This window comes from Desulfosporosinus fructosivorans, from assembly GCF_004766045.1.
Classification (GTDB): Bacteria; Bacillota; Desulfitobacteriia; order Desulfitobacteriales; family Desulfitobacteriaceae; genus Desulfosporosinus; species Desulfosporosinus fructosivorans.
This window is the reverse complement of sequence record NZ_SPQQ01000004.1, coordinates 276226-288197: the sequence shown is the minus strand read 5'-3', so window position 1 is coordinate 288197 and position 11972 is coordinate 276226. Positions and strand designations below refer to the sequence as shown.

10 protein-coding genes are annotated in these 11972 nt (G+C 44.5%); all 10 read left to right on the top strand.

The window, feature by feature from the left end; genetic code table 11:
• Positions 1-11: 11 nt before the first annotated feature.
• Positions 12-704 (top strand): (d)CMP kinase, encoded by a 693-nt coding sequence (cmk, locus tag E4K67_RS13390; protein WP_135547475.1) that lies wholly within the window; start codon positions 12-14, stop codon positions 702-704.
• Positions 691-1287 carry a lysophospholipid acyltransferase family protein gene (locus E4K67_RS13385; protein ID WP_135547910.1) on the top strand — a complete coding sequence of 199 codons (597 nt, stop codon included), beginning with the start codon at positions 691-693 and terminating at the stop codon, positions 1285-1287. The genes cmk and E4K67_RS13385 overlap by 14 nt, the downstream gene beginning before the upstream one ends.
• A 95-nt stretch (positions 1288-1382) precedes the next feature.
• The gene (locus tag E4K67_RS13380) at positions 1383-3188 is read left to right on the top strand and encodes a 4-hydroxy-3-methylbut-2-enyl diphosphate reductase (RefSeq protein WP_135547473.1); all 1806 of its coding nucleotides are present in this window, start codon (positions 1383-1385) and stop codon (positions 3186-3188) included.
• A 207-nt stretch (positions 3189-3395) separates the two neighbouring features.
• Entirely contained in the window at positions 3396-4550 is a 1155-nt protein-coding gene (gene ftsW, locus E4K67_RS13375; RefSeq protein ID WP_135547471.1) for a putative lipid II flippase FtsW, read from the top strand.
• Positions 4551-4604: 54 nt separating this feature from the next.
• On the top strand, positions 4605-5237 hold the full coding sequence (locus E4K67_RS13370) for a hypothetical protein (RefSeq protein WP_135547469.1): 633 nt from the start codon (positions 4605-4607) through the stop codon (positions 5235-5237).
• Positions 5238-5324: 87 nt separating this feature from the next.
• On the top strand, positions 5325-6656 hold the full coding sequence (locus E4K67_RS13365) for a DUF512 domain-containing protein (RefSeq protein WP_158408473.1): 1332 nt from the start codon (positions 5325-5327) through the stop codon (positions 6654-6656).
• Positions 6649-7986 (top strand): ribosome biogenesis GTPase Der, encoded by a 1338-nt coding sequence (gene der, locus E4K67_RS13360; RefSeq protein ID WP_135547467.1) that lies wholly within the window; start codon positions 6649-6651, stop codon positions 7984-7986. Before E4K67_RS13365 ends, der begins: the two co-directional genes overlap by 8 nt.
• A 3-nt stretch (positions 7987-7989) precedes the next feature.
• Positions 7990-8583, top strand: a complete 594-nt coding sequence (gene plsY / locus E4K67_RS13355; protein WP_135547465.1) for a glycerol-3-phosphate 1-O-acyltransferase PlsY — start codon at positions 7990-7992, stop codon at positions 8581-8583.
• Between the two features lie 198 nt (positions 8584-8781).
• Positions 8782-9795, top strand: coding sequence for an NAD(P)H-dependent glycerol-3-phosphate dehydrogenase (locus E4K67_RS13350; protein ID WP_135547463.1), 1014 nt, complete (start codon positions 8782-8784; stop codon positions 9793-9795).
• A gap of 229 nt (positions 9796-10024) precedes the next feature.
• Entirely contained in the window at positions 10025-11509 is a 1485-nt protein-coding gene (gene spoIVA / locus E4K67_RS13345; RefSeq protein WP_135547462.1) for a stage IV sporulation protein A, read from the top strand.
• Positions 11510-11972 lie beyond the last annotated feature (463 nt).

Genomic DNA, 11972 nt, shown 5'->3' with positions numbered 1-11972 from the left:
AGTATTTTAATGTGAAGCAAAGACAACAACAGGCATTGCAAATTGCCATCGATGGTCCTGCAGGTGCTGGTAAAAGTACAGTGGCAAAGCTTCTTGCGAAGCAGTTAAATTTGTTCTATGTCGATACTGGAGCGATGTATCGCGCAATAGCCTATAAAGCCCTTATGAACAAAGTCCCTTTAGAAGACGAACATAGTGTTACTCAAATCGCTAAAAGTGCGGAGGTAGTTTTGGATCATTCGGCTGAAGGTACAGTCTGGTGTGATGGGGAAAACGTCACTCAGGCAATTAGAAATCCAGAGATTTCTCGCGCTGTTTCTACTGTTGCAGCTTATGTGGGAGTCAGGGAACGCTTGGTCGAATTGCAACGCTGGGAGGCTAAGCGGGGAGGTGTGGTTATGGATGGGCGTGATATAGGTACCCATGTTCTGCCAGACGCTTCTCTCAAAATTTTCTTAACAGCAACACTACAGGAACGGGCAAATCGAAGGTGGGTGGAGCTTGAGAAAGCAGGGAAAAATGTGCCTTACGAAGAAGTCGCGCAGGATATGCAAAAGCGTGATCGAAAGGATATGGAACGGGAGGTTTCTCCGCTAGAACCAGCTCAAGATGCTGTCATTCTGGATACTACGGGCCTTGGTGTGGAGGAAATAGTCGTTAAAATTGTAGCGTTGACAAGGAGGGTTGATGATGACGTTATATGAATTTGCGAAAGGGATGTTCAGCTTCCAGTTTAAGCTAATGGGGTGGAATATCCAGGGCGTGGAAAATATACCGGCTGAAGGTCCTGTTATTTTAGCGATTAACCACCAAAGCATCTGGGATCCCTTAGTCGCTGCGTCTAGTCTGCCTCGCAAAGTATATTTTATGGCCAAAGAAGAACTCTTCTCTATACCTGTTTTAGGGAAGGTTTTCTCTAAACTTGGTGCCTTTCCAGTAAAACGTGGGCAGGGGGATATGAATGCCATCCGACAGTCTTTGGCCATCTTAAAAGAGGGGAGTGTCTTAGGGCTATTTCCTGAAGGGACAAGGTCCAAAAACGGAGAAATCCAAAAAGGCCTCCCGGGAATGGTTCTTCTCATGGAAAAAAGCAAAGCAACGGTCGTCCCCGTCAAGGTATATGGGACACGTAAATTGTTAACAAAAGGCTGGGGAAACATAGCGGTAGTGGTAGGTAAGCCTATGACTCCTGAAATGCTAAAGGCGCCAGATGGGGTAGAAAATCGTAGAGAATGGATTGCTGATCGTATTATGCAGGCAATGCACGAATTGTCCATTGCTAAATGATTTACTTTGGTGGAGACATTTCCGCTTCAAATAGCAGGAATTTAAGAACTCAGTAGAGAACTAAATCTTTAAAATTTTTAGGGAGGCCAAGGGCTATGAAAGTTAAACTGGCGGCAAAAGCTGGTTTTTGTTTTGGGGTTAAGCGCGCCTTGGATATGGCAGAGCGGACAGTAGAAAATTCTCCTTCTGTATCCCTCGGACCACTCATTCACAATCAACAGGTTGTAAAACGCTTGGCAGAGCGCGGAATTCGTGTTGTCAATGCCTTGGAAGAGGTATCAACAGAACAGGCCCTTATAATCCGTTCCCATGGTGTAGGACCTAATGTTTATCAGGGCGCCGAAAATAAAGGAATTCAAGTGGTGGATGCTACGTGTCCCTTTGTTCAGAAAGCGCAGCGACTAGCAGCAGAATCTGCTCAGATGGGGCAGCAAGTCATTGTAATGGGAGACAAACTTCATCCTGAGGTTCAGGGAATTCTAGGTTGGGCTGGGGAACAGGCCATACCTATTCAAACGCTCGAGGAAGCCAAAGAACTTTCGTTTTACTCTCAGCTAGCCGTTTTAGCCCAGACAACCCAACTAGCAGAAAGTTTTGAAGGGATTGTTGAAGAGCTAAAACTCCACACTAACGACCTAACCGTTCACAACACGATTTGCAACGCAACGGCAGAACGACAAAAGGCTGCTCGCGAGTTGGCACAAACAGTTGACGTTATGGTGGTGGTGGGTGGGCGCAATAGTGCAAATACGGAAAAACTAGCGAGTATTTGTGCGGAACTGACCAAAACATATCTTATTGAAACGGCGGAAGAATTGGAAGTTAAGTGGTTTGATGAAGTGAAAATTGCGGGTCTAACCGCAGGGGCTTCTACACCAGATTGGATAATTGAGGAGGTTTATCAGAAAATGACTGAAATTGACGAAAATGAAATTAGTATGGACGACTGGGAAAAAATTGCACCAGTATCAAAACGGGTTAAAGAAGAAGAAGGACCTGCGGACCTTTCCAGGCGGCATGAACGGAATGGGGGGGCACGTCTCAATGGATTAGTAGAGAGTAAAGAAGAGATTAGTGCAAAAGTTATCGAAATAGTTAAAGGTGGTTTGGTTGTCGATGTGGGTATGCGCGGTTTTGTACCTGCCTCGCAAATCCATCTTGATTATATCGAAGATTTGAATCAGTTTTTAGGAAAAACATTGCGCTTGCGGATGATTGAATTTGATCCCGATAATCGGAAGGCTGTCTTCTCACAAAAAGTTATCTTGGAAGAAGAGCGGGCAGTTAAGCGTCAAGAACGACTCGAGACCCTCACAGAAGGCGATATTGTGACTGGAGTCGTGCGACGATTAGCAGATTTTGGAGCATTTGTTGACATCGGTGGGGTTGACGGTTTGCTTCATATTTCGGACATGGCCTACACTCGAATTAAGCACCCCTCCGAAATGTTGAAGATCGGAGACGAAGTGGAACTTCAAGTGTTAAAATTTGATCAGCAAACAGGTAAAATATCTTTAGGGCTTAAACAGCTAAAAGTAAGTCCGTGGCTTCAGGTAGCAGAAAAATATCCTGTAGGAACTTTAGTTGAAGGAGTCGTAGTGCGCATCGTTACGTTTGGCGCCTTTGTGGGTCTTGCAGACGGCGTAGATGGGTTGGTGCATATTTCTCAGCTAACGGATCATCGCATTAATAAGGTAGAAGAGGTGCTGAAGGTCGGGGACGTGGTATGTGCCAAAGTCATTGAATGTAAGCCAGAGGAGAAACGAATTAGTCTTAGTATGCGAGAGATGGTTGAAGACGTTACTCGCGCAAATGATGTCGAAGCGATGGCTTCTCAACCTGAAATCAAACCAGTTACCATCGGTGATGTCCTGGGCAAGATTAAGTTTACAGACAAATAAGGAACTAAGTGCACGTTTTTGCTTGCAGTAGATAATTGAGAAACGCAATGCAAGTTAAGAAATGTCCCCTCACTTGCATTGCGCATTTGAGTCCATAGACGCAAACTGGCCTCCTAAAAATAAAATCCAACAGCCGTTTCACCACCCGCGCGACCCAAGCCCGGAGGAAGTTTCACATCCTCCGACCATAGAAGGAAGGTGATCCAGATGGCTAAACGAAAACCAACGCTACCTATCGATTTCCCTATCTTGTTTCTCGCCCTCGCACTCATAGCCTTTGGATTAATTATGGTGTTGAGTGCCGGGGCAGTGAGCGGCTTTAACGCTAAGCAAAACACCTATTACTATGTTTTCCAACAAATGAAGTGGACGATTGTGGGGGTTGTTTTCGCGCTTGTAGCAATTAAAGTCCCTTATGCGTTTTGGCGTCGTTTCGCTGGTGTTGGCATACTGATCAGTATAGGACTGCTCATTGCGGTTATCTTTACGGATGCAGGGCTTGCTGCGAAAGGCTCAGCTCGTTGGATCAATATTATGGGAGTTAATATTCAACCTTCGGAAATTACAAAAATGGCCTTGGTGCTATTTTATGCGCACATTCTAGACAGGTATCCAATCCAACACGGAAAAAGTTGGCGCACCCCACTGGGAATCCTGATGCCTGTTTCGGTCCTGATTTTGGGCCTCGTATACAAACAACCGGATCTAGGGACAACAATGGTTTTGGCAATGACCAGTGCTGTTATGTTGTTTCTGACAGAACTTCCGACGATTTGGTTTCTGGCGGCTGTCCCAACCTGTGGAATACCGCTAGTATATTTTATCCATGATGCAGGGGGTTATCAATGGGATCGAATTTTGGCCTGGTTAGACCCTTGGAAATACGCAACTAATTTAGGATATCAGATTACAAACGCCGAAATTGCCTTTGGATCGGGAGGCTTGTTTGGTGTTGGTTTGGGTCGAAGTATGCAAAAGTATGGTTTTCTACCAGAAAACCATACAGATATGATCTTCGCCATAGTGGGGGAGGAACTGGGCTTAGTGGGTGCCCTGTTTTTATTATTCCTCTTAATTTCGTTATATACGCGAGCCTACTATGTAATTCGCGAATGCCCAGACCGCTTTGGTCGGCTCTTAGGTTTTGGGCTCATATCATCGTTAGCGCTTCAGACAACAGTTAACCTAGCAGTCGTCACTGGAGTAATACCGGTAACCGGGATTACACTGCCGTTGATCTCGTATGGTGGTAGTTCCCTTATTATTACGTTGATTCAGATCGGTTTGATCTTAAATATATCCCGTTATCGACATATCCCTTCAAGCAAGACGGGAAAGAACCTCCCAAACGTCTCAGTGTAAACTCCACCTAAACGGGAATAATAGGAGTATGGGGCCGTTTAAGGAGGGGTTATTTTGGGATTCCCCTATGGAGATTGGGCAATTTTTTTCTTAGCACTTGCTACTTACGCTGAAAAGCGAGCCTCTCGACGATTATTTCTGATGTTGATGATCGCCTGGCTAATCGGAAAATGTGTAGAAGTAGTGTTCCCTTCGACACTGCCGTGGAACTGGCACTATGCGCGGCTGATGGTCATGCTGTTTTTTGGGGGATGGGCTTGGCAGCGTGCAGAGCGGCGGATACTCCCCATACTCCTCACTAGCTTTGTCTTAGGCCTTGAGACGCTTTTTCTTGTGAATGAACCTGGGGTTATTCCTTATGAATCTTGGATTTTTGCAGTTGTGCTGGTTTTTGTGGCGCGGTTGACTGCTAAATCTTATTGGGGTACGGCCGCCTCTTTCACGGGAAGCATCCTTTTAAACCAAGTTTTCATGCGTTTTACTTATGAGGGGATTGTAAGGCGTGCGGACTTCCCTGATCCGTTTATTTGGAATTTTGGCGTGGGGTTGTTTTTACTATGGGCAGGCTTTCGTTTAGGATGGCTTTATTATTATAATAGAGACAGTGAAAGACAGATCGGGGAACTTCTGTTGCCTGCGAATGGAGTAGAGAACAGTGAACCCACGGAAGAAAAAGAACGCCTGTAGCGGGTGTGTGAGTTTTGTAGTATACTTGTAAACGATTGAGGCTGGGATAATATGCCCTGATCTGGAATGTCAGGAGGATGAAATATTTTGCCTAAAGGGCTTGTGGTCGCAGCAGTTGACCCTGGGAGTATTGCGGAAGAAATGGAGATACAAGTCGGAGATCGTGTTCTTACGGTGAATGATGAAGAAATTAACGATATCATTGACTTTCAGTTTGGTATTTCAGAAGAAGATTATACTATTCTAATCGAAAAGCCAAATGGTGAACTATGGGAGATTGACATAGAAAAAGATTCTGGGGAATTTTTAGGTTTAGAGGTCGAAACAATAAGTGCTGAAGGTTTAAAGGTATGTCGAAATAATTGTACTTTTTGTTTTATTGCACAAATGCCAAAAGGTATGAGGGCATCGCTTTACGATAAAGATGATGATTACAGGTTATCACTAACTCAAGGGAGTTTTATTACCCTGTCTAATTTGAGTGAGGATGAAATAGAGCGTATTCTTCGAATGCATCTGGGTCCGCTCTATATTTCTGTTCACGCCTGGAATCCAGAAGTTCGTGCTCGTCTTATGAAAAACCCGCACGCGGGAAAGCTACCACAACAACTTAAACGTTTTGCCGACGCTGGAATCGTAGTACACGCTCAAGTCGTCTTAGTCCCAGATCATAACGACGGGGACGTGTTGAGAGAAACAATTGAACGGCTAGCTGAACTCTATCCTTCGGTACAATCGATTGGTGTAGTACCCGTGGGTTTAACTCGCTACCGCGAACAGCTTACCCCCCTGCGTGGATTCTCGTCAGCTGAAGCGAACGGGATATTGGATCAGGCAGAGAGGTGGCAAAAGCACTTCTTTGAGCACACAGGTCAACATCTTGTCTATTTTGCCGATGAATTTTATATTATAGCAGGACGAGAGTTTCCGGAGGCTTTAGTCTATGATGATTTTCCCCAATTAGAAAACGGTGTGGGGATGGCACGGAAGTTTATCAATGAAATAGAAGCCGGCTGGAAGCAGTTACCAGAAGAAATTACAGAACGCCATGTGCATGTCATTACTGGAACATCAGCGCAAGAGCTGTTTGAATTGTGGCGAGGCCGTTTGATGGATAAAGTAAGTGGTTTGAAGCTCACAGTACACGCTATACGCAATGATTTTTTTGGTCCATCCGTCACTGCTGCGGGTTTAGTCACGGCTCAGGATGTTGCCCATCAATTAGGAAATTTGTTGGGCGAGGAGTTTCTTATTCCGCGTGTAATGCTTAAGGCGGATGAAGATATCTTTCTCGACGATCTGAGTGTGGAATGGTTAGAAGAAAAAGTGAATGGTAAGGCGAGTATTGTCGAAAACAATGGGCTCTCATTTTTAGAGCAAGTGATTGGATATTCTTTGGAGGTGGAACGTTTTGAGTAAACCTGTTGTAGCTATTGTAGGACGGCCTAATGTCGGAAAATCAACGTTATTTAACCGTATCACTGGCGGTCTTGTAGCCATCGTAGAAAACATGCCTGGGGTGACGAGAGACCGACTTTATCGTGACGCGGAGTGGCTTGGAAGAAAGTTTGCTCTAATTGACACTGGAGGAATCGAATTTAAAGATGTAGGCACACCAATCCCTGCGCAGATGCGTAAGCAGGCTGAAATCGCCATGGAAGAAGCGGATGTCGTTGTCTTCGTGGTGGACGCTCAATTACCGCCTACGGCAGATGATGAGATGATTGCTCGTACTTTGCGGCGGTCCGGAAAACCAGTCATCCTGGCTGCCAATAAAGTTGAAAATTTTGAGTTAATTGAAGGCCAACTCTATGACTTCTTAAGTTTAGGATTAGGAGAAGCAATTCCAATTTCGGCAGTGCATGGTATGAATACCGGCGATTTACTCGACTTGGTGATTTCAAATTTTCCAGAGAATGACGAAGAAGAGTATGATCCTGATGTAATACGTATTTCTGTTATTGGCCGTCCAAATGTCGGAAAATCCTCTTTGGTCAATACGCTGTTAGGAAAAAACAGGGTTATCGTCAGTAACATTCCAGGAACAACCAGGGATGCCATCGATACTCCTTTTGAACAAGATGGGAAACATTATGTCCTCATTGATACGGCAGGAATGCGTCGTAAAGCGCGTATAGATGAGCTAACGGAACAATATAGTGTTGTACGTTCTCTACGGGCCGTTGATCGCTCTGATGTGATCCTCATGCTTATAGATGCTGTAGATGGAGTTACGGAACAAGACAAAAAAATTGCTGGGTATGCCCATGAAGCAGGAAAAGCTATTGTTTTAGTGGTCAATAAATGGGATCTCGTCGAAAAGGATGAGAATACCATCAACAAATTCGAAAAAGATATTCGACTAGAGTTAGGGTTTATGCAATATGCACCCACGATGTTCATTTCTGCTTTGACCGGACAACGGGTCACGAAAATTATTGAGCTTGTAGATTTTGTGGTTGAGCAAAATTCAACCCGAGTGACGACGGCTACCTTGAACACCTTACTGAGAGAATGGCTTCATCTGAACCCTCCTCCGTCTGATAAAGGGCGCCGCTTAAAGGTCCGCTACCTTACACAGGTGGGTGTTAAGCCCCCGACGTTCGTTTTCTTTGTTAATGATCCTGAACTGATGCACTTTTCGTATAAACGATATTTAGAGAATCAGATGCGGAAACATTTCGGGTTTGAGGGTACTCCAATTCGAATTGTTGTTCGACAAAAAGATGAAGAGAAAGAGAAGGATTAAGCCATGCCACGCTACTTGATTTTTATCTTGGCGTATTGCTTGGGTGCTATTCCCTTTGCCTATTTAGCTGGACAATTGAAAGGGATTGATGTGCGTCGTCATGGCAGTGGAAATATTGGTACGACGAATGCCTTTCGCCTTTTAGGAGTTAAAATGGGCATTTTAGTGTTGCTCGGAGATTTCTTAAAAGGAGCAATGGCTGCCGGTTTGGGCCTTTGGGCCTATGGCGCATGGGGAGGAATCATCGGCGGATTTCTCGCAATGGCGAGTCACAGCTTTAATCCATTTTTTGGATTCAGGCCCAGTGGAAAAGGAGTTGCTGCGGGATTCGGGATCATTACTGTATTGATGCCAAAAATAATGTTTTTGGCAATTGGAGTTTTTCTTCTCGTGGTATTGATCACACGCTTTGTTTCCATGGGTTCGGTTGCGGGGGCACTTACGGTTCTAGTCACGGTCTTTGTTTTTCCAGAACCATTAGCATATCGTGTTTTTGGAGTAGTCGCTGTTTTAGCAGTTCTAATTCTCCACCGCGCCAATTTTAAAAGAGTATTAAAAGGAACAGAACATCGATTTGGGGATAAAAAGATTTCCTAAGGGAACGTGGCAAACAAAACGTCCCCATGCCACGCCCATGCCACGAAACGTCCCCATGCCACGAACGAAACGTCCCCTTGCCACGCTTGCCGGGAAAATTGTGGTTCGAGGCGCGTGATTCTTAGGTCGAGGAACATGGTCCAGTACATATTGAATAAATCACTAATTACGAATATCGATATGGAAAGGAGTAATACTATGTCTAACGTAGCGGTTTATGGGGCTGGAAGCTGGGGGAGTGCCTTGTCCGTTGTCTTAGCGAATGCGGGTCACCAGGTTGCACTCATTGGTCGCCATTCTGATGAGATGGAGCTTATCAGGAAACAACGTGAAAATGCGCGCTATTTGCCGGGTGTTGTTTTGCCTCCAGGAATTCAACCAACAACGGATCTTACACTCTTAAACGCCGAACTGGTTGTTTTCAGTGTGCCATCTCATAGTGTTAGACAAGCTGCTCGTTTGGTTAAAGACTACCTAAAACCAGGTTGCATCGTGGTCAATACTGCTAAGGGTATGGAAGAAGGGTCACATCTTCGCCTTTCGGAGGTATTGGCTGAAGAGTTGCCTCAAAATCGGATCGCCGTATTGTCCGGTCCCAGCCATGCGGAAGAGGTCGGACGAAACATGCCGACAACTGTAGTGGTTGCCTCAGATGTAGAAACTGCCAAAGCAGTTCAAGACCTGATGATGACACCAGAATTTAGAATATATACAAATCCAGATGTCATCGGAGTAGAACTTGGAGGCGCCTTGAAAAATGTCATTGCTTTATGTACGGGGATTGCCGAGGGGTTAGGATTCGGAGACAACACCAAGGCGGCACTAATGACTAGGGGATTAGCGGAGATTGCCCGTTTAGGAGTGGCGCAGGGAGGACATCCGTTAACGTTTGCCGGGTTGTCAGGTGTTGGGGACCTCATTGTTACCTGTACTAGCCCTCATAGTCGGAATCGCCGGGCGGGAGTCGCCCTAGGGCAAGGTATACCGCTAGACACGGTGCTTAAAGACGTCGGAATGGTGGTAGAAGGGGTTAAGGCAGCCCGTATTGCCTATCAACTTAGTATAGAGAAAGATATTTCGATGCCTATTACAGAGCAAGCCTATAGAGTGCTGTTCGAAGGTGCTGATCCAAGAATTGCCGTGACGGATCTGATGATGCGGGGTAAGCGCCATGAACTTGAAGAAATAGTGGAATTGAACTGGTTAAATTAATACATAATTTCAAACTTTGTTTCATAGACGTAGAAGAGGTAAATCAAAAACCTTTTCTGCGTTTTTTGTTGTCCATGTCATATTTCCCCAAAGTAATCAATATACTTATATTGCTTAAGGTGCTAGTCCGGTATCGGGAAGCCACGTGTTACTAGGAGGTGGAAGGGGGAGAAAAGGTGGAGGCCCTTCCCCAAATTGGGGACAGCACACAAAAGGAGGGAAAGTATAAATGGAAAAAGTAGACATTTTTAGAGATATCGCAGAACGTACAGGGGGCGATATCTACCTCGGTGTCGTCGGGCCAGTCCGCACAGGAAAGTCCACCTTTATCAAACGATTCATGGACCTCCTAGTCCTGCCCAACATCCAAGATGCTTTTGAGCGGGAGCGGGCTAAAGATGAACTTCCTCAAAGTGGAACTGGAAGAATGATCACGACGACAGAACCCAAGTTTATTCCATCAGAATCCGTGGAAATCGTTATTAAAGACACAATTCACATGAATGTACGGTTGGTTGACTGTGTAGGATACACAGTCGAAGGTGCCTTGGGGTACGAGACAGAAGACAGCGAAGAGCCTCGCATGATGAAAACATCTTGGAGTGACGAACCTATGTCATTTCAGGAGGCAGCTGAAATGGGTACCCGTAAGGTCATCAGCGATCATGCCACGATCGGTATCGTGGTTACGACAGATGGGTCTATTACTGATATACCACGAGAGGCCTATATAGATGCAGAGGAACAGGTTATTTCTGAGCTTCGCCAGCTAGGAAAACCATATGTAGTCATCTTAAATACAACTCGCCCCTATGCAGAAAACACACTGGAACTGGGCCGTTCTCTTGAAGAAAAATACGGGATACCTGTAATTGCAGTGAATTGTCTTGAAATGAATCACGATGACATCACTCAAATTCTTGAAGAAGTACTGTATGAGTTCCCCGTAGCTGAAGTCAATATTGATCTTCCAAAATGGGTTGAGGAACTCGACACTGCTCATCCAGTTCGAGCAGACTTTGAAGAAACAGTGCGCAAAGCGATACAAGGGGTACGGCGTTTGCGTGATATCGATCAAGCCTTAGATGCCTTGACAGAATGCCAATATGCTCAAGATGTTATCCTTAAAGAGATGAACTTAGGTACTGGAGTAGCCAATGTTGAAATCACCGCTGTCGAGGGGCTATTTAAAACAGTGCTCCAAGATCTAACGGGGATTGAAATTGAAGGAGATCATACCTTGCTTCGCTTAATTTTAGACTATAGCGTGGCTAAGAAAGAATGGGATAAACTATCCGCAGCTATTGAGGAAGTTCGTATCAACGGCTATGGTGTTGTCACCCCCCAACTTGAAGAAATGTTCCTTGAAGAACCAGAACTCGTGAAACAAGGCGGGCATTATGGGATCAAGCTAAAAGCAAGTGCTCCGTCGTTGCATATAATCAGAGCTGACGTTACAACAGAAATAACCCCTCTGATCGGTACGGAAAAGCAAGCAGAAGAACTTGTGAAGTATATGCTAGATGAGTTTGAGAGTGACCCGAAGAAAGTCTGGGAATCTAATATCTTTGGAAAATCCTTGCATAATTTGGTTCGTGAAGGGATCCAAAACAAAATTTATCGTATGCCAGAAAATGCCCAACATAAGCTTCAAGACACCTTGCAACGGATTGTCAATGACGGCAACGGAGGGTTAATCTGCATTATCATCTAAAAAAATATCGAGTAGGCAGTCTGAGTGAGGGGCAATTCATGAATTGTCCCTCACTTAAAAGGACGTTGGAACGCATAATTGTGCGCAGCCAGCGTTCTTTTTTTATGATAAGACCTAGTCGTTTCAACTGACGGAATTATTACTACTGTTGGCCTCAAATATCTTTATGCATAATGGCATAAAGATATTGTAATTTTCAGATAAAAGTAATAATATAAGAATATGGTTTCATATGTTATGCAAAAGTGCAGAAAATACTAGTTTAGAATTTAGGACTTAGGTAAATACAAAAACGATATTTTTAATAAAATGAGTAAAAATCAGCGATTTTGAGCGTATTTGGAATAGGAGAAAATTAATAATCAGGTTTATAGATAAGTATTTGTCAGAGATGATGCAATCTATTCAAAATATGCGCAAATGCATAATTACGAAGTTTATCGACAATGGGACTTGAATCTAT